20 protein-coding genes are annotated in these 21,743 nt (G+C 73.5%); 13 read left to right on the top strand and 7 right to left on the bottom strand.

All coding sequences use genetic code 11. The features are described 5' to 3' along the window. Positions 1-127 precede the first annotated feature (127 nt). The 6 genes from AB0P35_RS17310 to rny all read left to right on the top strand — a co-directional run bounded on the left by AB0P35_RS17310 (position 128) and on the right by rny (position 7,113). On the top strand, positions 128-1,630 hold the full coding sequence (locus tag AB0P35_RS17310; RefSeq protein ID WP_363511469.1) for a S8 family serine peptidase: 1,503 nt from the start codon (positions 128-130) through the stop codon (positions 1,628-1,630). Positions 1,631-1,709: 79 nt separating this feature from the next. After that, complete coding sequence (locus tag AB0P35_RS17315) at positions 1,710-1,904, top strand: DUF3046 domain-containing protein (protein WP_095872934.1); 195 nt, start codon at positions 1,710-1,712, stop codon at positions 1,902-1,904. A gap of 112 nt (positions 1,905-2,016) precedes the next feature. Beyond that, entirely contained in the window at positions 2,017-3,294 is a 1,278-nt protein-coding gene (locus tag AB0P35_RS17320) for an AI-2E family transporter (protein WP_363511471.1), read from the top strand. Between the two features lie 148 nt (positions 3,295-3,442). Next, on the top strand, positions 3,443-4,543 hold the full coding sequence (gene recA / locus AB0P35_RS17325) for a recombinase RecA (RefSeq protein ID WP_363511473.1): 1,101 nt from the start codon (positions 3,443-3,445) through the stop codon (positions 4,541-4,543). Positions 4,544-4,550: 7 nt separating this feature from the next. Beyond that, complete coding sequence (locus AB0P35_RS17330; RefSeq protein WP_363511475.1) at positions 4,551-5,444, top strand: RecX family transcriptional regulator; 894 nt, start codon at positions 4,551-4,553, stop codon at positions 5,442-5,444. A gap of 214 nt (positions 5,445-5,658) precedes the next feature. Beyond that, positions 5,659-7,113 carry a ribonuclease Y gene (gene rny, locus AB0P35_RS17335; protein ID WP_363511477.1) on the top strand — a complete coding sequence of 485 codons (1,455 nt, stop codon included), beginning with the start codon at positions 5,659-5,661 and terminating at the stop codon, positions 7,111-7,113. Between the two features lie 55 nt (positions 7,114-7,168). Here rny and AB0P35_RS17340 read toward each other — a convergent pair whose 3' ends face one another. The 5 genes from AB0P35_RS17340 to AB0P35_RS17360 form a co-directional block, all read right to left on the bottom strand. Further along, positions 7,169-8,938 carry an FAD-dependent monooxygenase gene (locus AB0P35_RS17340; protein WP_363511479.1) on the bottom strand — a complete coding sequence of 590 codons (1,770 nt, stop codon included), beginning with the start codon at positions 8,936-8,938 and terminating at the stop codon, positions 7,169-7,171. Positions 8,939-9,033: 95 nt separating this feature from the next. Continuing rightward, positions 9,034-9,867, bottom strand: a complete 834-nt coding sequence (locus tag AB0P35_RS17345; protein WP_095872928.1) for an amino acid ABC transporter permease — start codon at positions 9,865-9,867, stop codon at positions 9,034-9,036. After that, the gene (locus AB0P35_RS17350; RefSeq protein WP_095872927.1) at positions 9,864-10,514 is read right to left on the bottom strand and encodes an amino acid ABC transporter permease; all 651 of its coding nucleotides are present in this window, start codon (positions 10,512-10,514) and stop codon (positions 9,864-9,866) included. The genes AB0P35_RS17345 and AB0P35_RS17350 overlap by 4 nt, the downstream gene beginning before the upstream one ends. A 47-nt stretch (positions 10,515-10,561) precedes the next feature. Then, positions 10,562-11,467, bottom strand: coding sequence for a glutamate ABC transporter substrate-binding protein (locus tag AB0P35_RS17355; RefSeq protein WP_363511481.1), 906 nt, complete (start codon positions 11,465-11,467; stop codon positions 10,562-10,564). Positions 11,468-11,595: 128 nt separating this feature from the next. Continuing rightward, a complete protein-coding gene (locus AB0P35_RS17360) occupies positions 11,596-12,369 on the bottom strand; it encodes an amino acid ABC transporter ATP-binding protein (protein WP_095872925.1) in 774 nt (257 codons plus the stop codon). Positions 12,370-12,846: 477 nt separating this feature from the next. Between AB0P35_RS17360 and AB0P35_RS17365 the strand changes: the two genes are divergently transcribed. Next, positions 12,847-13,614, top strand: coding sequence for a response regulator transcription factor (locus AB0P35_RS17365; protein WP_095872924.1), 768 nt, complete (start codon positions 12,847-12,849; stop codon positions 13,612-13,614). A 7-nt stretch (positions 13,615-13,621) separates the two neighbouring features. Further along, a complete protein-coding gene (locus tag AB0P35_RS17370) occupies positions 13,622-15,052 on the top strand; it encodes a HAMP domain-containing sensor histidine kinase (RefSeq protein ID WP_363511484.1) in 1,431 nt (476 codons plus the stop codon). Positions 15,053-15,079: 27 nt separating this feature from the next. Here the strand turns inward: AB0P35_RS17370 and AB0P35_RS17375 are convergent, their stop codons facing one another. Then, positions 15,080-16,105, bottom strand: a complete 1,026-nt coding sequence (locus AB0P35_RS17375) for a TAXI family TRAP transporter solute-binding subunit (RefSeq protein WP_363511486.1) — start codon at positions 16,103-16,105, stop codon at positions 15,080-15,082. Between the two features lie 73 nt (positions 16,106-16,178). On the opposite strand from AB0P35_RS17375, the gene miaB reads away from it, so the two are divergent. Next, complete coding sequence (gene miaB, locus AB0P35_RS17380; RefSeq protein WP_363511488.1) at positions 16,179-17,666, top strand: tRNA (N6-isopentenyl adenosine(37)-C2)-methylthiotransferase MiaB; 1,488 nt, start codon at positions 16,179-16,181, stop codon at positions 17,664-17,666. A 123-nt stretch (positions 17,667-17,789) separates the two neighbouring features. Beyond that, a complete protein-coding gene (locus tag AB0P35_RS17385) occupies positions 17,790-18,488 on the top strand; it encodes a class III extradiol dioxygenase subunit B-like domain-containing protein (RefSeq protein ID WP_363511490.1) in 699 nt (232 codons plus the stop codon). Positions 18,489-18,522: 34 nt separating this feature from the next. Here the strand turns inward: AB0P35_RS17385 and AB0P35_RS17390 are convergent, their stop codons facing one another. Then, entirely contained in the window at positions 18,523-18,753 is a 231-nt protein-coding gene (locus AB0P35_RS17390; protein WP_095872920.1) for an antitoxin, read from the bottom strand. Positions 18,754-18,916: 163 nt separating this feature from the next. Here AB0P35_RS17390 and miaA point away from each other — a divergent pair, with 163 nt between their 5' ends. From miaA to dapF, 3 genes are all read left to right on the top strand, one after another. Then, positions 18,917-19,849, top strand: a complete 933-nt coding sequence (gene miaA, locus AB0P35_RS17395; RefSeq protein ID WP_363511493.1) for a tRNA (adenosine(37)-N6)-dimethylallyltransferase MiaA — start codon at positions 18,917-18,919, stop codon at positions 19,847-19,849. Positions 19,850-20,170: 321 nt separating this feature from the next. Further along, positions 20,171-20,641 carry a hypothetical protein gene (locus AB0P35_RS17400; protein WP_095872918.1) on the top strand — a complete coding sequence of 157 codons (471 nt, stop codon included), beginning with the start codon at positions 20,171-20,173 and terminating at the stop codon, positions 20,639-20,641. A gap of 17 nt (positions 20,642-20,658) precedes the next feature. Further along, a complete protein-coding gene (gene dapF, locus AB0P35_RS17405; protein ID WP_363511495.1) occupies positions 20,659-21,588 on the top strand; it encodes a diaminopimelate epimerase in 930 nt (309 codons plus the stop codon). The last annotated feature ends 155 nt before the right edge of the window (positions 21,589-21,743 follow it).

The raw sequence follows: 21,743 nt of genomic DNA on the forward strand, positions 1-21,743 counted from the left end.
CGACATTCCACTCATATGGTGATGATTCAGTCACATTTCTGTGTCTCGCAGCCGTCGGGCCCCCGCCCCGCGGCCGAGACATCCCCGGGCCGCCCGCGCCCGGTCGGGACGGAGAGCGGAGGTCGCCATGGAACCGGGCACCCCGGCCACCGGCCGCACGGCCCGCGGACGCCGCCGGTTCCTCCAGCTGCTGCTGGCCATGCTGCTCGTCGCCCTGGTCGTCGGCGGCGCCGTCCCGTACGTCTCCGGCTCCGGCCGCGCGTACCTCAGCTACCTGGTGCTCGCCGAGCGGGAGGACGCCGAGGGCGCCTCGCTCGCCGCCGACGAGGCCAGGGCGGCCGGCGGCCGGGTCGTCCAGGACTACCCGCAGATCGGCGCCGTACTCGCCTACGCCAAGGGCGGCTTCGCCCAACGGCTGCGCGACCGGCCCGGGATAGCCGCCGTCGGGGCCACCCGCACCGCCACCGTGCCGAGCCCGCCCGGCCCGCTGAGCGGCGCCGACTTCCGTCGCAGCGAGGAGAGCGCCTCCGCCGACAGCACCCAGGGCAGCCTCTCCGACCCCGCCGAGCAGGACGACTGGAACCTCGCCATGATCGGCGCCGCCGACCCGGCGACCGACTCCGCCGCCCTGCTCCGCACCCCCGCCGCCGACCGCGCCGGGGCCGCGGCCGCGCCGACCGCCGCCGCGCTGCGCGGAGTGCTCGTCGCGGTGCTCGACTCCGGCGTCGACGACACCCATCCGGACCTGCGCGACGCGGTGGACCCGCGCGCCTCGGTCTCCTGCGCCGACGGCCGGCCGGACGCCCGGTACGGCGCCTGGCGGCCCGACGAGGGCGTCTCCGAGAGCGGCCACGGCACGCACGTCGCCGGCATCGTCGGCGCCACCCGCGACGGCCGCGGCGTCACCGGGGTCGCCCCCGGCGTCCGGATCGCCGCCGTACGGCTGCTCGGCCCGCTCGGCCAGTACTACGCCGAGAACATCGTCTGCGGCATGCTCTGGGCCGCCGACCACGGAGCCCGCGCGATCAACGACAGCTACTTCGCGGACCCCTGGAAGTACAACTGCCCCGAGGACCCGGACCAGGCCGCGCTCACCGAGGCCGTCGCCCGGGCCGTCGCCTACGCGCAGCGGCGCGGCTCCGTCGTCGTGGCCTCGGCCGGCAACGACAGTCAGGACCTCACCGCCGACCGGGTCGACCAGCGCAGCCCCAACGACCGCACCTCGGGGCCGGCGCAGGACCGCTACCTCGGCACCGAGTGCATCCGGCTGCCCGGCGAACTGCCCGGCGTGGTCACCGTCAGCGCCGTCGACCGCGCAGGGGTGCCGGCCGGCTACACCAACTACGGCGGCGTCACCATCGCCGCGCCGGGCGGCGACCCCGACGGCGGCGTGGACGGCGCGGTCGTCTCCGACTGGCCGGGCGACCGCTACGCCGCGCTGGCCGGCACCTCGATGGCCGCCGCGCACGTCACCGGCGCCGTCGCGGTGGTCGTCGCCGAGCACCCCGACTGGGGAGCCGAGCAGATCACCGCGGAACTGGAGACGGCCGCCGCCGCCAACTGCCCGACCGGCCCCGACACCTGCGGGGACCGGCGGTTCTACGGCGCCGGGCTGCTCGCACTGCCGTAGCGCAGACCCCGGGCCGGCGGCCGTGCACGCACCCGCCGGCGCGACGGGTGCGGAGCGGGGCTCGGGGATACTGGTGGGCATGAGGCTGACGGAGTTCTGGCACCGGATGAACGAGCACTTCGGCGAGGCGTACGCGGAGTCGTTCGCACAGGACCACGTCATGAGCGGGCTCGGCCACCGGACGGTGCGCCAGGCGCTGGACGGCGGCTGGGAGGCCAAGGACGTCTGGCGTGCGGTCTGCGCCGATCAAGGGGTCCCCGCCCGGCTGCGCTGATCCGCCGCCACCGGCTGCATCGGTCCGCCGCATCGGCCGGGTCGGCCCGCCGCACCGGGCGCGGCCCGGAAACCTCGGGATCGGCTCCCGTCCGATGGGCGAGACTGGGCGGGTGGACAGCAGCCCAGAACCCAGCAGCCAGGTGCCCGGGGCCCCGGAGGGACGGCCCGCCCGCGACGAACGGTACGGCCGCAGACCCCAACTGCGCGGCGGTGCGATGCCCCGCTGGCTGCCCAGGGCGATGGTGTTCGCGCTGGTCCTGGTCGGCCTCTTCCAGCTCGCCAACTGGGCCTTCCACCAGCTGATCAACCTCTTCGTCATGCTGCTGGTGGCCTTCTTCCTCTCGCTGGCCATGGAACCGGCGGTCGACCGGATGGCGGCCCGCGGGGTGCGCCGCGGGCTCGGCACCTTCCTGGTGTTCATCGCCGCGGTGGTCGCGATCGGCGGCTTCCTCGCGGCGCTCGGCATCCTGCTGGTCGACCAGGTCACCCGGGTCGCCGGCGAACTGCCGCACCTGCTGGAGAACCTGATCGACTGGATCAACCGGACCTTCCACCAGGACTTCTCGCTGGACGAACTGCAGCGGCGGGTGCTCAAGGACTCCGGCACCGTCGAGAAGTACGCCCAGCAGGCCGCCGGGAACATCTGGGGCGTCTCCAGCACCGTGATCGGCGGACTCTTCCAGATCTTCACCGTCGGCCTGTTCAGCTTCTACTTCACCGCCGACGGGCCGCGGGTGCGGCGCACCGTCTGCTCGCTGCTGCCGCCGGCCAAGCAGGGCGAGGTGCTGCGCGCGTGGGAGATCGCGCTCGCCAAGACCGGCGGCTACCTCTACTCGCGGGCGCTGCTCGCGCTGATCTCCACCCTGGCGCACTGGCTGGTCTTCCAGATCATCGACCTGCCGTACGCGGCCGCGCTGGGCATCTGGGTCGGCGTGATGTCGCAGTTCGTGCCGACCATCGGCACCTACATCGCGGGCGCGCTGCCGGTGCTGGTCGCACTGACCGGGCAGCCGGTGGACGCGGTGTGGGTGCTCGGCTTCGTCATCGTCTACCAGCAGGTCGAGAACTACCTGCTGCACCCGCGGATCACCGCGAAGACGGTGGACGTCCACCCGGCGGTGGCGTTCGGCTCGGTGATCGCCGGGGCGGCGCTGCTCGGCGCGGTGGGCGCGCTGATCGCCATCCCGGCCGCGGCCACCCTGCAGGGCTTCGTCGGCACGTACGTCCGCCGGTACGAGGTCGCCACCGATCCGCGGATCGACCGCGGCGAGGAGCGCAAGGAGCGGCGGGAGCGCAGAAGGCAGGCCGCGCGCCGGCTGCGGCGCATGATGCGGGCCGGATCCTCGGACGATTCCGCAGGTCGGGGCGGGGACGGCGGAGAGGAGTAGGAGTCGGCGCGGGATTCGAACGAATGTTCTCTATACTCGTCGACGGCGAGTTTTCCACAGGCGAAGCCCGATCCGGGTCGATTGTCGGTGGGACGCGCTAGCGTCGAGGACGATGAAGCGCACAGCACAGAACCCGAGGGTGGAAGCCATGGCAGGTACGGACCGCGAGAAGGCCCTTGAGACCGCACTCGCCCAGATCGAGCGGCAGTTCGGCAAGGGCTCGGTGATGCGCCTCGGCGAGAAGGCCAACGAGCCCATCGACGTGATCCCGACCGGCTCCACGGCGCTGGACGTCGCCCTCGGTGTCGGCGGTATCCCGCGCGGCCGCGTGGTCGAGATCTACGGCCCGGAGTCCTCCGGCAAGACGACCCTGACGCTGCACCTCGCCGCGAACGCGCAGCGGGCCGGCGGCACCGTCGCCTTCGTCGACGCCGAGCACGCGCTCGACCCGGAGTACGCGAAGAAGCTCGGTGTCGACACCGACGCGCTGCTGGTCAGCCAGCCGGACACCGGCGAGCAGGCGCTGGAGATCACCGACATGCTGATCCGCTCCGGCGCGATCGACCTGGTGATCATCGACTCGGTCGCCGCGCTCGTCCCGCGCGCCGAGATCGAGGGCGAGATGGGCGACTCGCACGTCGGTCTGCAGGCCCGGCTGATGAGCCAGGCGCTGCGCAAGATCGCCGGCGCGCTGAGCCAGTCGAACACCACCGCCGTCTTCATCAACCAGCTGCGCGAGAAGATCGGCGTCATGTTCGGCTCCCCGGAGACCACGACCGGTGGCCGGGCGCTGAAGTTCTACGCCTCCGTCCGTCTGGACATCCGCCGGATCGAGACCCTGAAGGACGGCACCGAGGCGGTCGGCAACCGCACCCGCGTCAAGGTCGTCAAGAACAAGGTCGCGGCCCCGTTCAAGCAGGCCGAGTTCGACATCCTCTACGGCGTCGGCATCAGCCGCGAGGGCGGCCTGATCGACATGGGCGTCGAGCACGGCTTCATCCGCAAGTCCGGCGCCTGGTACACCTACGAGGGCGACCAGCTCGGCCAGGGCAAGGAGAACGCCCGCAACTTCCTGCGGGACAACCCGCAGCTCGCCGACGAGATCGAGCGGAAGATCAAGGGCAAGCTCGGCATCGGCCCCAAGACCGAGCAGCCCGCCGACGCCGCCGCAGCCCCCGCCGCCGAGGCCCCGGCCCCGGCAGCCACCAAGACCGCCGCCAAGAAGACGGCGGCCGCCGCCAAGGCCTGATCCGCCGATGCACAGCCACGACCGCCCATCGGGCTCGGCCGCACCCGCAGCCGAGCCCGATGACGCCGGCCCGCCCGACTGGTTCGCCGCCGTCGCCCTCCCCGAGGACGAACCGGAGGCGTACGAGCCGCCCGGGCCCGACGAGCCGTACGACTCCGCCGCGCCCGGCCTCACCGAGGTGCCCGGTCTGCGGGCCGCCTCCGCGCTGCCCGCCGGTCGGCGGCGGCGGCGCACCGCGCTCACCCCGGAGGAGGGCGAACCGCCCGCCGCCGAGTCGGCCCGGCCGGCGCGGCCGACCCGGAGCGAGCGGGCCGAGCGCGCCGAGCGGCGCGACCCGGCCGACCGTCGCGGCGGACGCCGCCGGCGTGCCGAGCGCGGCGAGGACGCCCCGACCCGGCGCGCGGAGGAGCAGACCGACCCCGCGGGCCGCGCCCGAGACATCTGCCTGCGCCTGCTCACCGGCAGCCCCCGCAGTCGCAAGCAGCTCGCCGACGCCCTGCGCAAACGGGAGATCCCCGAGGACGTCGCCGATGAGGTGCTCTCCCGCTTCGAGGAGGTCGGGCTGATCGACGACGCCGCCTTCGCGGCCGCCTGGGTCGACGCCCGGCACGGCCGCCGCGGCCTCGCCCGCCGCGCCCTCGCCCAGGAGCTGCGCACCCGCGGCATCTCCGCCGACCTCGCCGAGGAGGCCCTGGCCCGGGTCGACTCCGACGACGAGGCCGAGGCCGCCCGCGCGCTCGTCGACCGCAGGCTCCGCACCACCCGCGGTCTGGAGCCGCAGGCCCGCACCCGCCGACTGGTCGCCATGCTCGCCCGCCGCGGCTACTCCGAGGGCCTCGCCTTCCGCGTCGTCCGGGAGGCGCTGGGGGAGGAGAGTGAAGGCATCGGCGAGGATTGGTGACGGATCATCAGTCATCGGCATCAACTCTCGATCGCATCTTGACCGTTTCGTAACCTGCGCTTAGCCTCGCAAGCAGTGAGGGATCACTTCGATCGCGCTACGGGCAGCCGTGCGCAGGATCGGTCGGAGTCGGTTCCGCGTATCACCCCCGGTCCCCGGCAGTTCCCTCACCGCCGCATCGACAGAGCGCGCAGCGACGGGGAGTGAGAGCGGGATGAGGATCGCGATGGGCACCGGATCGGTCGCCTCGCTGTTGCTGACCGCCCTCCTCTGCCTCGTCCTGGCCCTCACCTGGCTGATGATCCGCCGGCTGCAGGCCGCCCAGCGCCGCGCGGTCGGCGAGGCCGAGCGTGCCCGCGGCTGGGCCGAGACCCAGGCCACCCAGCTGCGTGCCGAACTCGACCGCCGCGAGGAGCGCTTGGCCGAGGAGCTGCGCCGGCTGCGCGCCCAGGAGGACGAACTCGACCGCCGCGCCGCCGCACTGGACGGCACCCGGGCCGACCTCGCCGAGCTGGAGGCCGAACGCCGCCGCGCCCTGGAGACCGCCGCCGGGCTGAGCGCCGCCCGGGCCCGCGAGGAGCTCTCCCGCGAGGTCGAGGCCGAAGCCCGCCGGGACGCGGCCGTCACCGTCCGGGAGATCGAGCGCCGGGCGAAGACCGAGGGCGACCAGCGGGCCCGCGAGATCATCGCCGGCTCGATCCAGCGCCTGGCCGCCGAGCAGACCGCCGACACCGTGGTGGCCGCCTTCAAACTGCCGAACGAGGACATGAAGGGCCGGGTGATCGGCCGCGAGGGCCGCAACATCCGGGCCTTCGAGGCGGTCACCGGTGTGAACCTGATCGTCGACGACACCCCGGAACTCGTCCAGCTCTCCTGCTTCGACCCCGTCCGCAGGGAGGCCGCCCGGCTGACCCTGGAGGCGCTCACCGCCGACGGCCGGATCAACCCGCTGCGGATCGAGGAGGTCCACGAGCGCAGCCGCGCCGAGGTCGAGCGGCTCTGCGTGCGGGCCGGCGAGGACGCCCTGCTCGCCGTCCAGCTCGACGGCATGGACCCGGCCCTCGTCCGCACCCTCGGCACCCTGCGCTACCGCACCTCGTACGGGCAGAACGTGCTCGGGCACCTGGTGGAGTCGGCGCACATCGCCGGCATGATGGCGGCCGAACTCGGCGTAGACCCGGACCTGGTGAAGCGCTCCGCGCTGCTGCACGACATCGGCAAGGCGCTCAGCCACGAGCTGCCCGGCAGCCATGCCGCGATCGGGGCCGAGTTCGCCCGCCGGCACGGCGAGTCCGTGGAGGTGGTGCACGCGATCGAGGCGCACCACGGCGAGATCGAGCCGAAGACGGTGGAGGCGGTGCTCACCCAGGCCGCCGACGCCTGCTCCGGCGGCCGGCCCGGTGCGCGCCGCGAGTCGCTGGAGGCCTACGTCCGGCGGCTGGAGCGGCTGGAGGAGATCGCCCGCTCGCACGACGGCGTCTCCAAGGTCTTCGCGATGCAGGCCGGGCGCGAGGTGCGGGTGATGGTCCAGCCCGAGAAGGTGGACGACCTGCGGGCCAAGACCATCGCCCGGGAGGTCGCCCGCCAGGTCCGCGAGGAGCTCACCTACCCCGGGCAGATACGGATCACCGTGGTCCGCGAGAGCCGGGCCACCGAGTTCGCCCGCTGAGCCCACGCGCCGGGCACGGCAGCGGCGGCAGGGGCCGGACCCGGGTGACGGTGGGTCAGCGCCGCCCGGCGCCGTTCGGGGTCGCAGTCTCCCGGTCGCCCTGTCCGCCGGCATCGTCGGCCGCGTGTTCCGCCGCCGGCCCGGAGTTCCGGCCGTCGCCCGCGGACAACCGGGCGGGACCGCCGCGCGCGCCGTCGGCGAGGCGGCGCAGCTCCTCGGCGCGGCAGCCCTGGGTGCTGCCGACCAGGTGCCCGTCCGGGCGGATCAGCAGAACGGTGTGCGGCTCGGCGCCCGGGTACTCCTCGGTGACCAGCACCTCGGCCGGGACGGGCAGTGCGGCGGCCACCTCGGTGAGCCGCGGCATCATCCCCGCGCCCAGCCAGTGCCGGGACGACCAGACGGCCGTCCCCGGGGCGACCAGCACGAGCAGGAAGCCCAGCCCGAGCCGGGAGCGGAGCCGGTCCGCGGTGCCCTCGGTGGTGACCACCGGCACGTCCGGGACCTGCACGCCGGGGGCGGTCGCGGGCAGGCTCTCGGTGAGCGAGGTGCCGCGGCCCGCCGCGCGCTGAACGGGCACCTGACCCGGCACCCCGGACGGGGCGGCCGGGTAGGCCGGGGCACCGCCGAACCGGCCGGTGCCGAGCTGGCCGTCCACCAGCAGCGGGACGTGCTTGCGGAAGGAGCCGGTGAACAGCGAGCGCCTGGTCTGCTGCCAGCCGCGCAGCGGGCGCAGCAGCGGCATCGCCTGGTCGACGGCGCGCAGCCGGGCGCCCACCGCGCCGCGCCGTTCGGCCTCGTAGCCGTCCAGCAGGGCGCCGCCGGGCTGCGGGCCGCCGGCGTGAAGGTGCCAGGCCAGGGCGAGCCGCCAGGAGAGGTTGTCGGCGTCGCGGAGGCCGTCGACGAGGTTCTGCATGCCGAGGGCGCCGTGCAGGTGGGCGGCGTCGCCTGCGAGGAAGCAGCGGCCGGAGCGGAAGCGGGCGGCGAGCCGCTGCTGGGCGGTGTGGTCGGCGGCGGCGAGCAGATCGTACGGGGGGAGTTCGCCGCACCAGCCGGTGAGGGCGGACTTCACCCGGGTGAGCAGGGTGTCGCCGGTGACGATGCCGGGCCAGGTGGCGTGCGGGTCGACCGGTTCGGTGGGGGCGGGGCGGCCGGGCGGCAGCCGCCAGTCGAGGCGCCACAGGCCGTCGGGGAGGGGGCGGGCGGAGGCCTCGCGGTCGCCGCGCCACGGGGGCTCGCGGTGCAGCCGGGCCTCGCCGGCGAAGGGCAGGTCGACCCGGACGGTGGCGACCGCGTGCCGGTCGACCGCGGGCCGGCCCGGGAAGCGGATCTTCAGCAGCTTGCGGACGGTGGAGCGGGCACCGTCGCAGCCGACCAGGTGGCTGCCGCGCCACCAGGTGGAGGCGCCGTCCCGGGTACCGGCGGTGCGGACGCTGACGCCGTCCCGGTCCTGTTCGAGTTCGACGACCCGGGTGAGCGGTACCAGCTGGATCAGCGGGGTGGCGGTGACGGCGTCCCGCAGCCCGCGCTGCAGGCGGTGCTGCGCGAGGTGCAGCACCGGCTCCCCGTCGAGCGGGATGCGCAGCACCTCGGCACGGCGGCGCCAGACGGTGAAGGCGTCCCAGCGGGCGGCGTCGGAGGCTGCCCGGCTGTAGCCGAGGCGGCCGAGCAGGGCGGTGGTGTCGGGGCCGAGGACGACGGTACGGGGGCTCTCCGGGCAGAGGCCGGCGCCCTCGTCGAGGACGATGCTCGGCACCTCGTGCCGGGCCAGGGCCAGGGCGAGCGACAGCCCGACCGGCCCGGCCCCGACGACGATCACCGGGTCCACGCGGGGACCTCCGGGCGTGCGGGATCAGAATATGCCGCGCGGGTGGTCCCAGGTGGTGTCACGAACAGCAATGCAACAGATCACCAGGGTTGCCGTCAAGCAGCAGCAGGTGTGCGCCGGTTCGCGCCGCGGCGGCCGCGCGCCTCGAGCCACTTCGCGAGGGCGGTGAGCGCGAGGCACAGACCGATGTAGAGCGTGCTCATCACGATGATCATCGGGATGTACGGGTACCCGGGCGAGTTGCTGGCGATCAGCTTGCCGGCGTAGAGCAGCTCGGGGTAGGTGATGATGAAGCCGAGCGAGGTGTCCTTGAGGGTCACCACCAGCTGGCCGATGATGGCCGGGAGCATCGCCTTGACGGCCTGCGGCACCAGGATCATCCGCATCGTCTGGGTCTTGCGCAGGCCCAGCGCGTACGAGGCCTCGCCCTGCCCGCGGGGCACCGCGAGGATGCCGGTGCGGATGATCTCGGCCTGGACGGCCCCGTTGTAGAGGGTGAGTCCGAGGACGAGGGCCGCCATCGGCTCCGAGGCGAAGACCCCGTGGTACAGCGCGAAGATCATGATGAGCAGCGGCATGGCGCGGAAGAACTGCACCACGGCGGTGGAGACCGCGCGCACCGGCCGGTGGTCGGAGAGCCGACCGGCGGCCAGCAGCCCGCCCAGCACGATCGAGAACACGCCGGCCAGGGCGAAGGCCTTGAGGGTGGCCAGCATGCCGTCGAGGATGCGCTGCTGGACGGTCGCGTACAGGAACGGGTCCCACAGCTCGGCCGAGAACTGCCCGGCGTCGGCGAGTTTGACGTACGAGTACCAGAGCAGTCCGGCGATGCCGAGCAGCGAGGCGATGCCGAACAGGCGGTAGCGCAGGCGGGTCTTGGGGCCGGGGACGTCGTAGAGGACGGTCGCGGTGGCGGTGCGGGTGCTCATCGGACCACCGCCAGGCGGGTCTCCAGGAGACGGAACACTCCGCCGACGGTGAAGCTGACCAGAAGGTACGCCAGTGCCACCCAGAAGAAGATCCCGAAGATGGCGTACCCCTTGTCGGTGAGTGTCGCCTGCACGGTGTAGAGCTCGGAGTTGTTGAACGCACCGGCGATCGCCGAGTTCCTGGGCAGGGCGATGAAGACGCTGCTCATGGGCGGCAGCACGGTCCGGGCCGCCTGCGGGAACACGATGCTTCCGAGCGTCTGGCCGAAGGTCATGCCCAGACTCCGGGCCGCCTCCGCCTGGCCGAACGGCACGGTGTTGATGCCCGAGCGCAGCACCTCGCAGACGAACGCGCCGGTGTACGAGCTCAGCGCGATCACCGCGAAGGTGAAGTTGTCGAAGTGCGCGTCCAGTCGCGGCAGAGCGAAGAACGCCGCGAAGAACAGCAGGGTCAGCGGGGTGTTCCGGAAGGTGTTCACCCACACGGTGCCGAACACCCGCAGCGCCGGGACCGGGGAGACCCGGAAGGCCGCCAGCACGGTGCCGAGCAGCAGCGCGAAGAGTGCGCTCACCGCGCTCAGCTCGATCGTCTGCAGAAAACCGTCGCGGAAGAGCGCGAAGTTGTCGCCCTCGAACAGTATGCCCACGCCGGCGGCCCTCCTCTCAGTATCGGTTCAGTCGGTCAGCGCCCGACTCAGTAGCGCTCCAGCGCCGGGACGGCCGGGGCGGCCGCGCCCGACAGACCGAGGGTCGCGTCGTAGGCCTTCTTCCAGTCGCCGTTGTCCTGGTGGGCCTTCAGCGCGTTGTTGATGGCGTCCCGCAGCACCTTGTCGTCGTGGTTCAGGCCCACGCCGTACTTCTCGGTGGAGAAGGTCTTGCCGACGACCTTGAGCTTGCCGGCGTTCTTGGCGCCGAAGCCCTTGAGGATCGCGTCGTCGGTGGTCACCGCGTCGACCTCGCCGGTCAGCACCTTCTCCACGCACTGGGCGTAGGTGTCGTACTGGACGACCTTCTTGCCCTCGCCGACGTACGTCTCGATCTGCTTCACCGAGGTGGAGCCGGTGACCGAGCAGATGTTCTTGCCCTTGACCGACTCCGGGCCGGTGATGTCGGTGTTGTCCTTCTTCACCAGCAGGTCCTGGCCGGCGATGTAGTACGGGCCGGCGAAGGACACGTCGGCCTTGCGCTTGTCGTTGATGCTGTAGGTGCCGACGTAGTAGTCGAGGCCACCGCTCTTGATCTCCGTCTCGCGGTTGGCCGACACGACGGTCTTCCAGGTGATCTGGTCGGGCGAGAACCCGAGGTCGGCGGCGATCATCTTGGCGATCTCGATGTCGAAGCCGTTGCGGGTGTTGGTGGTCAGGTCCTCGAAGCCGAGGTACGGCTGGTCCGCCTTGGCGCCGATGGTGAGCTTGCCCTTGGCCTTGGCCGCCTTCCAGACCGGCGAACCCTCCAGGTTGACGGACTTGTTGACGGTGTAGGTGGGCAGGGTCGGCGCGGCGGCGTCGGAGCCGGCCGGCGTGCCCTCCTTGCCGCAGGCGGCGACGGCGGTCAGCGCGAGCACCGACAGGGCGGCGGCGATGGTGCGACGAGTCCTCATGAGGGTTGGCTCTCCTCGGTAATGGCCACCGGTGGACCGGGGCGCTGGGGCTGGACCTTCCGTGACTGCGGCCGGGCACCCCGTCGGGCCCGGCCGCGATGATCGGCGCCCGGCGGGCGCCTCGGCGTTCAGTGGCTCAGGATCTTGGACAGGAAGTCCTTCGCGCGATCCGTCCGCGGCGCGGTGAAGAACGCGTCCGGGGTGTTCTCCTCGACGATCCGGCCGTCCGCCATGAACAGCACCCGGTTGGCCGCGGACCGGGCGAAGCCCATCTCGTGCGTGACCACGACCATCGTCATGCCGTCGGCGGCGAGTTGGCGCATGACCTCCAGCACCTCGGTGACCATCTCCGGGTCGAGCGCGGAGGTCGGCTCGTCGAAGAGCATCACCTTGGGCCGCATCGCCAGCGCCCGGGCGATCGCCACGCGCTGCTGCTGGCCGCCGGAGAGCTGCGCCGGGTACTTGTCGGCCTGGGCGCCGACGCCGACCCGCTCCAGCAGGTCGCGGGCGGTGGCCTCGGCCGTGGCGCGCGGTACCTTGCGCACCTTCACCTGGGCGAGGACGACGTTCTCCAGCACCGTCTTGTGCGCGAACAGGTTGAAGCTCTGGAACACCATGCCGACCTCGGCGCGCAGCCGGGCCAGCTCCTTGCCCTCCGCGGGCAGCGGCTGGCCGTCGACGGTGATGGTGCCGGAGTCGATCGTCTCCAGCCGGTTGATCGTCCGGCACAGCGTGGACTTGCCGGAGCCGGACGGGCCGATCAGGACGACGACCTCACCCTGACGGATGCTCAGGTCGATGTCCTGCAGGACGTGGAGGGCGCCGAAGTGCTTGTTGACCCCGGACAGCACCACCAGCGGAGCGGTTGCGGCCGCGGCATCGGTGACAGCGGTCTCGGTCATCGCGCGGTAGCTCCTCGTCTCTGACCCAGGGTGAATGCCCTTGGGTGGCAGTGCTGATGGTGCGAAGTGGTGCCAAGTCGGTACCGGAGGCCGGAGCCGGCGGAGCCCGCAGCCCCCGGTGGGCCGACCATAGGAGTCCCGACGATGCCATGTCAGTCGATCTGAGCGGAACTTGAGGATCACGATCAGGCCACGCACCGCCGCCGGGGGGTCACCCTGCGCGCCCGCGGCCCCGGGAACGCCGGGTCGGCGGGCGCGGATATCGGCTCGGTAACGGCCCGCGGCCGCCGCCCCGCCGATCGGCCGGGTGCGGTGCGATGGGGCGGGACGCCGTGGTCGCGTCCGGGCCGGCGGTGTCGCCGCACCCGGGGCGGACGGCACAATACTCCGAACCGCGTGGCCGTACCGGTCGGGCCGCCCGCCCGGCACACTGGCCGGACAGGCCACAGCGGCAACGGGAGAAAAAGGAGGTACCGGATGCGACTGCTGCTCGTCGAGGACGACGACCGGGTCGCCGCCGCGCTCACCGCTGTCCTGGGCCGGCACGGCTTCCAGGTCAAGCACGCGCGCAGCGGGCACGAGGCGCTGGACGCCCTCGTACCCGACGGCAACGAACCGTTCCGTGTGGTGCTGCTCGACCTCGGGCTGCCGGACCGGGACGGCTTCGAGGTGTGCAGCCGGATCAGGGCCGGCAGCGGCATTCCGGTGATCATGGTCACCGCGCGGGCCGACATCCGCTCCCGGATCCACGGGCTCAACCTCGGCGCCGACGACTACATCACCAAGCCCTACGACATGGGCGAACTGCTCGCCCGCATCCACGCCGTCTCCCGCCGCGGCCTGCCCGCCACCACCGCAGGGCCGGCCGAGCAGTCCGGTGGACCGCTCGCCTCCCGCGGCATCGTCATCGACCGCGAGCGCCGCCGCGTCAGCGTGCACGGCCGCGACGTGCCGCTCACCCGCAAGGAGTTCGACCTGCTGGCCCTGCTCGCGCAGAGCCCCGGCGTCGTCTACCGCCGCGAGCAGATCTTCAGCGAGGTCTGGCGCAGCGGCTGGGAGGGCAACGGCCGCACCCTGGAGGTGCACATCGGCTCGCTGCGCACCAAGCTCGGCCTGCCCGGCCTGGTCGAGGCCGTCCGCGGGGTCGGCTACCGGCTGATCGCCGAGCAGCCCGCCGACGGCACCGACGCCGCCCCGACCGCCTCCACCGAGGGCTCGGCCGACACCGACGCCGCGGAGCGCTGAGCCCGACGTGCAGAACCGCCTGCTCGGCATCCTGCTCTCGCTGATGGCCTGCGTGCTGGCCGCCCTCGGGCTGCCGCTCGCCGCCGCCGTCGCCGCGGCCGAGCAGAGCCGGGTGGTGGTCGACCGGATCGACGACGCCGCCCGCTTCGCCCAGGACCTGCCCACCCAGGGCCGGGCGGGCACCGACACCGCCGTCAAGGGCGGCACCGTGCCCGACGCCGGCGACACCACGCGGCTGCGCAGCCTGGCCCTGGAGGCCGCCCGCTACCACGACCTGTACGGCGCCCGGGTCGGCATCTTCCAGCGGGACGGCAGCGCCGTCGCCGTCGCCCCGGAGAGCTGGACGGTGCCCGCCGGCGGGGCGGGTGCGCAGGCCTTCCAGGAGGCGCTGGACGGGCGGCGCAGCCACAACCCCCCGCAGGTCTGGCCGTGGACCCCGGACCGCACCATCACCGTCGCCCTGCCGGTGGTCCGCGACGGCGACGTGGTCGCCGTGGTGATCACCGAGTCCCCGACCGGCCCGATGCGCGCCCGCGTCCTGCACAGCTGGCTGTGGATCGGCGCCGGCGAGGCGCTCGCCATGATCGTCGCCGTGCTGCTCGCACTGAGGCTCACCGGCTGGGTGCTGCGGCCCGTCCGCACCCTCGACCGGGCGACCCACGACATCGCCACCGGCCGCCTCAACGCCCGGGTCGCCGCCAGCGGCGGCCCGCCGGAGCTGCGCCGGCTCGCCCGGTCCTTCAACGACATGGCCGACCACGTGGTGCTCGCCATCGACCAGCAGCGGGCCTTCGTCGCCGACGCCTCCCACCAGCTGCGCAACCCGCTCGCGGCGCTGCTGCTGCGGGTCGAGCTGCTCGGCCTGGAGCTGCCCGAAGGGCACCAGGACGAGGTCGGCGCCGTCCGCGAGGAGGGCATCCGGCTGGCCCGGGTGCTGGACGACCTGCTGGGCCTGGCCACCGCCGAACACGCCCGCCCCGAGCCCGAGCCGGTCGACCTCACCGCCCTGGTGCTCGCCCGGGTCGACGCCTGGCGCGCGGTCGCCGACCAGCGCGGCATCGACCTGGCCTGGGACGGGCCCCCGGTCGCCTACGGCCTGGCCGACCCGATCGGCTTCGGCAGCGCGCTGGACGCGGTGCTCGACAACGCGCTGAAGTTCACGCCCACCGGCCGCCGGGTCGCCGTCGACACCGTGCTGCGCAAGCGCGAGGTCAGCGTCGCGGTGACCGACTCCGGCCCCGGCCTCACCGACGAGGAGCTCGCCCGGATCGGCGACCGCTTCTGGCGCAGCCCCCGCCACCAGAACGTGGACGGCTCGGGGCTCGGCCTGTCCATCGCCCGCACCCTGCTGCTCGCCGGCGGCGGCTCGCTGGACTTCGCCCGCGCCGAGCCCGGCGGGCTCACCGTGGTGCTGACCGTCCCGCGCCGCCGCGACTGACGGCCGGCCCGCCCCGTCGCGGCCGATTCAGGGCTTGATCGAGGTGTAGTACCGCCGGGCACCCTCGTGCAGCGGCAGCGGGTCGGTGTAGACGGCGGTGCGCAGGTCGACCAGCTGCGCGGCGTGCACCTGGGAGCCGATGGTGTCCCGGCTGTCGATCACCGCCCGGGTCACCCCCTGCACCAGGTCGGGGTCGACGTCGTCCCGGGTGACCAGCAGGTTGGGCACCGCCACGGTGGGCACCGCGGTGCCCGGCGGCTCCGCCTTCGGGTAGGCGTCCTTCGGGATGGTCGCCGCCCGGTACGCGTCGGTGCCGCCGCCCTCCTGCTGGTGCAGCGCCTCGGCGAGGTCGGCCAGCGGCACGATCCGGATCCGGAAGCGCTCCGACAGGTCGGTGAGCGCCGTGGTCGGCAGCCCGCCGGACCAGAAGAACGCGTCGATCTGCCCGTCCCGCAGCTGGTCGGCGGCGTCGCCCACGCCCAGCAGCCGGGGCTTGACGTCCTTGTCGATGTTGAGGCCGGCCGCGGCCAGCAGCTTGCGGGTGACCAGGTTCACGCCGGACTTCTCCTGGCCCACCCCGACCCGCAGCCCCCGCAGGTCGGCCGTCCGCCGCACCGGCGAGTCGGCCGGCACCACCAGCTGCAGGTAGTCGTCGTACAGCCGGGCGATCGCCCGCAGCCGCCACTTGGACGGGCTGTTGAAGCCCGCCACCGAGTCCGCCGTCGCGATCGCGAAGTCGTCCTCCCCGGCCGCCACCCGCTCCAGGTTGTCCACCGAGCCCTGCGAGTTGTCCAGGCGCATCCGCACCCCCGGCATCGCCGTGGACACGTAGCCGCGCAGCAGCTGCCCGTAGCGGTCGTAGACGCCGCGCTGCACACCGGTCGAGAACCCGATCTCGCCCTTCGGGTAGTCGGGCCCCGAACGGGAGGACAGCCACCATCCGGTCAGGGCGCCCGCCACGAGCAGCAGCGCCAGGCCGATCGGCACCGGCCGGCGGCGGGCGGAGCGGCGCACGGCGGCACCGAACCGGGCGGGTATCGAGGACTGGGCCATGCCAGGGATACTGCCAGGCCCGGCGGCCCGGCGGGAGGGCCGTCCCACTGCCCGTACCCTTGCTGTCGTGGGTATGGAGGAGAGCTTGCGAACTTACAAGGTCGTCACGTACGGCTGCCAGATGAACGTCCACGACTCCGAGCGGCTGTCCGGCCTGCTGGAAGAGGCCGGCTACGCGAAGGCCGGCCAGGACGCCGATCCGGACCTGGTGGTCTTCAACACCTGCGCGGTCCGCGAGAACGCCGACAACAAGCTGTACGGCAACCTGGGCCGGCTGGCACCGGTCAAGCAGCAGCACCGAGGCATGCAGATCGCCGTCGGCGGCTGCCTCGCCCAGAAGGACCGCGACACCATCGTCCGCAAGGCGCCCTGGGTCGACGTCGTTTTCGGCACCCACAACATCGGCCACCTCCCCGCCCTCCTCGAGCGGGCCCGGGTCGAGGAGCAGGCCCAGGTCGAGATCCTCGAGTCGCTGGAGACCTTCCCCTCCACCCTGCCCACCCGCCGCGAGTCCGCCTACGCCGCGTGGGTCGCGATCTCGGTCGGCTGCAACAACACCTGCACCTTCTGCATCGTCCCCGCGCTGCGCGGCAAGGAGGAGGACCGCCGCCCCGGCGACATCCTCGCCGAGGTCGAGGCGCTGGTCGCCGAGGGCGTCGTCGAGGTCACCCTGCTCGGCCAGAACGTCAACTCCTACGGTTCCGACCTGGGCGACCGCGAGGCCTTCTCCAAGCTGCTGCGCGCCTGCGGCGGGATCGAGGGCCTGGAGCGGGTCCGCTTCACCTCGCCCCATCCGCGGGACTTCACCGACGACGTGATCGCCGCGATGGCCGAGACCCCGAACGTGATGCACCAGCTGCACATGCCGCTGCAGTCCGGCTCGGACACCGTGCTCAAGGCGATGCGGCGCTCCTACCGGCAGGCCCGCTACCTCGACATCATCCGCAAGGTCCGCGAGGCCATGCCGGACGCGGCGATCTCCACCGACATCATCGTGGGCTTCCCCGGCGAGACCGACGAGGACTTCGAGCAGACCCTGCACGTCGTCCGCGAGGCCCGCTTCGCCAACGCCTTCACCTTCCAGTACTCCAAGCGGCCCGGTACCCCGGCCGCCGAGATGGCCGACCAGATCCCGAAGGCGGTCGTCCAGGAGCGCTACGACCGGCTGATCGCCCTCCAGGAGGAGATCTCCTGGGAGGAGAACAAGAAGCAGGTCGGCCGGAAGCTGGAGATCCTCGTCGCCGAGGGCGAGGGCAAGAAGGACGACCGGACGGACCGGCTCTCCGGCCGCGCCCCGGACAACCGACTGGTGCACTTCACCCGGCCCGCGGAGGGCGTCCGCCCCGGCGACATGGTCACCGTCGAGATCACCTACGCCGCCCCGCACCACCTCCTCGCGGAGGGCACCCCGATCGCCGTCCGGCGGACCCGCGCCGGCGACGCCTGGGAGAAGCGGCAGGCCGCCCCGGTGGCCAAGCCGGCCGGCGTGATGCTCGGCATCCCCACCATCGGCGCCCCGGCACCCGCCCCGGCGGCCGCACCGGGCTGCGGCTGCGACTGACGGTCCGGGAGACCCCGAGAGGGGCGACCCGTACGCGTGGGGGCACCTCGTGGGTGCCCCCACGCACCCGTGTTCGGGCTCGGCCCGACCTGCGCCGGCGGCTTGCCGACTAGAGTGATCGGCATGCTGGTTGCCGCCGCCGTGTGCCCCTGTCCGCCGTTGATCGTTCCGGAGGTGGCGGCCGGTGCCGCGCCCGAGCTGGACGGGCTGCGGGCCGCCTGTGCCGAGGCGGTGGGGGAGCTGCTCGGGTCGGGCGCGGAGCTGATCGTCCTGGTCGGGACGGGCCCGAAGGCGGAGGTCTGGACGGAGGGCGGCGCCGGATCGCTGCGCCGCTACGGGGTGGACCTCGCGGTGCGGCTGCCGGCCCCCGAGGTGTCCGGCCCCGAACTCGCCCCCTCGCTCACCGTCGGGGCCTGGCTGCTGGCCGAGGCGGGCGCCGACCTGCCCGCGCACGCCTGCGCCGTCCGCCCCGACACCGCCTCCGACCGCCTGGCCGGTCTGGGCAAGGGCCTGGCCGACCTCGCGGACCGGGTGGGCCTGCTCGTGCTGGGCGGCGGCAGCGCCTGCCGTTCGGTGAAGGCCCCGGGCTACTGGGACGAGCGGTCGGAGGCGTACGACGCAGCGGCGGCCGCCGCCCTGGCCACGGCCGACACCGCCGCGCTGGCCGCCCTCGACCCGCAGCTCTCGGCCGAGCTGCAGGCCGACGGGCGGGCGCCGTGGCAGGTGCTGGCCGGAGCCGCGGAGGGTGCGGGCCTGAGCGGCCGGCTGCTCCACGACGAGGCCCCGTACGGCGTCGGCTACCTGGTGGCCTCCTGGCGCTGAGCCCGGGCCCCGGCCGGCACCCGCGCCGGCCGGTTCAGGAGGCCCCGCCCTCGCCCGGCTTGGTGGCGAAGTCGTTCACCAGGTGCTTGGCCTTGGCCGTGCCGTGCTCGATCTTCTCGTGGTACTTGTGCTTGGTCGCCTTGTCGACGGCCTCGCCGGTCTTGTCGACGGCGTTGTCGATCTTCTCCTCGTGCCGGCCGGTGAGTTCGCTCGCCTTGACCTTGAGCTCGTCGGCCTTGACCTTGAGGCTGTCCTTCAGTCCCATGGCTGGTCTCCTCGTCCGGTGGGAGGGCCGGACCCCGCGGGCCGGTGTCCCATCTCCTCCAACGCTCGGATGTGCCCCGATGTTCTCCGCGGCAAACCGGGCGTAATCGGACAAAACGATACGGCTGTGCGACGTCCGCCGCAGGGTTTGGGAGACTGGGCGGGTGAGCAGCTCCAGCCCCGTCCCCTCCCGCGTCGTCTCCGTGGTCGGCGCCACCGCCGCCGGCAAGTCGGACCTCGCCGTGGCCCTCGCCCAGGCCCTCGGCGGCGAGGTGGTCAACACCGACTCGATGCAGCTCTACCGGGGCATGGACATCGGCACCGCCAAACTCACCGAGGCCGAGCGCGGCGGCGTTCCGCACCACCTGCTGGACATCTGGGACGTCACCGAGGCCGCCAGCGTCGCCGAGTACCAGCGGCTGGCCCGCGCCGAGATCGACCGGCTGCTCGCGGCAGGCCGCACGCCCGTCCTGGTCGGCGGCTCCGGCCTGTACGTGCGGGCCGCCGTGGACGAGATGGAGTTCCCCGGCACCGATCCGTCCGTGCGCGTCCGACTCGAGACCGAGCTGGCCGAAAACGGCTCCGGGGCGCTGCACCGCCGGCTCGCCGAGCTGGACCCGGCCGCCGCCGCCGCGATCCTCGCCAGCAACGGCCGGCGGATCGTCCGCGCGCTGGAGGTCATCGAGATCACCGGCCGGCCGTTCACCGCCAACCTGCCCGGCCACACCGCGGTCTACGACACCGTGCAGATCGGCGTCCGGGTGCCCCGCCCCGAACTGGACGAACGGATCGAGCTGCGGGTCGACCGCATGTGGCAGGCCGGACTCCTCGACGAGGTAAGGGAGTTGGAGAAGACGGGGCTGCGCGGCGGCAAGACCGCCTCGCGGGCACTGGGCTACCAGCAGGTGCTCGCCTTCTTCGCCGGCGAGTGCACCGAGGACGAGGCCCGCGCCGAGACCGTCCGCGCCACCCGGCGGTTCGCCCGCCGACAGGAGTCCTGGTTCCGCCGCGACGACCGCATCCACTGGCTGGACCGCCCGGCCGGCGCCGACCCCGTCGACCTGCTGGCCCGCTCGCTGGAGCTGGTCGGCGCCTGACCCGAGGCCGTGTCCGGCGGCCCCCCTCGTGCCGCCGTCCGGTGACCCCGCGGCGGCGACGCGGCGGCATCCCCGCAGGGCTCCGAAGGGCAGAAACCGGCCATGTCGTTCGTGCAGCTGCGCACGCAGCGGCAGGTGCACGACGAACCGGCGGTTACAGCCGGATCACGTCATGGCCACGGATCACCCGGAGACCCCGTGCGACGCCCTGTCGGCAACCTTGGACATGCCATCATCGTCGGTACCAGGGGTCGGCCTGCGCGGGCCGGCTTCACCGTTCACGAGTCCGTGAACTCGTGTCGATCCGTCAGGGGAGGCCGCGTGTCGACGGGTACCGGCCCCGAAACCGAGGAGCTCAGGCCCAGCACCGGGCAGGTGCTGCCGGAGCTCGTGGTGCCCACCTCCTACGCGATCGCGCTGCCCGCCATCGAGGACCTCGCCGCCCCCGGCGTGGTGCACGAGCGCGAGATCAGACCGCGCCGCAGACTGCGCTGGTGGCAACTGCTGCCGATCGTGCTGATGGCCACCTTCGGCTCCCTGATGTTCGCCTTCCCGCTGGCCTTCTCCGGCGACGCCGCCTCCTCGATGATCGGCATGCTCGGCCTGCTGCTCACCGCGGCCTCCGGCGGCTGGGGCGCGATGGCCGCCCGGCGGGCCGGCTACAAGTGGCCGGGGCTGCCCCGGCGCGGCAGCGGCACCCGGGCGAGCTGGCGGGCGATCGTCGCCTACACGCTGATCGCGGGCACGGCCGTCGCGCTGGCCCTCTGGCGGGTCGTCCACCTGCGCGGCTGATCAGTACCATCGGCTGTGTGAGCGCACCCACCACTCCCGCACCCGCCGTTCCCGCACCCGCCACGCCCGGCCTCCCCTTCCTCAAGGGCCACGGCACGCAGAACGACTTCGTGATCGTCCCCGACCCGGACGGCCGCCTCGACCTCGGCCCGGCAGCCGTGGCCCGGCTGTGCGACCGGCGCGCGGGCATCGGTGCGGACGGTGTGCTGCGGGTGGTGCGATCGGCCGCCGACCCGGCCGCCGCCCACCTGGCCGGCGAGGCCGAGTGGTTCATGGACTACCGCAACTCCGACGGCTCGATCGCCGAGATGTGCGGCAACGGCGTGCGGGTGTTCGCCCACTACCTGGTCCGGTCCGGGCTGGCGAAGCCGGGCCCGATCGCGATCGCCACCCGCGCCGGTGTCCGGCAGGCACGGGTCGCCGACACCCCCGAGGACGCGCCCGGCGAGGTCACCGTCGACATGGGCCGCGCCCTGCTCCCCGGCCCGGACGGCATCGAGGTCTCGGTCGGCGCGAAGACCTGGCCCGCCCGCAACGTCAACATGGGCAACCCGCACGCGGTCGCCTTCGTCGACGGCCTGGACGACGCCGGAGACCTCTTCTCCGCGCCGCGCACCGCCCCCGAGGGCGTCTACCCGGACGGCGTGAACGTCGAGTTCGTGGTCGACCGCGGCCCGAGGCACGTGGCGATGCGGGTGCACGAGCGCGGCTCCGGCGAGACCCGCTCCTGCGGCACCGGCGCCTGCGCGGTGGCGGTCGCCACCGCCCGCCGCGACGGGCTCGACCCGGCGGCCACCGGCGAGGCCGTCCGCCACACCGTGGACGTGCCCGGCGGCCGCCTGGTGATCGAGGAGTTCCCGGACGGCCGGGTGGAGATGACCGGCCCCGCCGAGATCGTCGCCTCCGGCACCCTCGACCCCGCCTGGCTGGCCCGCGCCGAGGCCTGATCCGGCGCCCCGGCCCCGACGGTCCGACGTCCCGTCGGGGCGCTCCGGCCGACGGTTCGTCCGTGGACGAATCGGACCGGCGGCCCGTCAGCTCCCGCCGGAGCGCGGTGTTTTCCCGTTTCGGTCGCGGGCGAATCCGCCCGATCGGGTGATCC

This window comes from Kitasatospora sp. NPDC085879, assembly GCF_040686255.1.
GTDB lineage: Bacteria > Actinomycetota > Actinomycetes > Streptomycetales > Streptomycetaceae > Kitasatospora.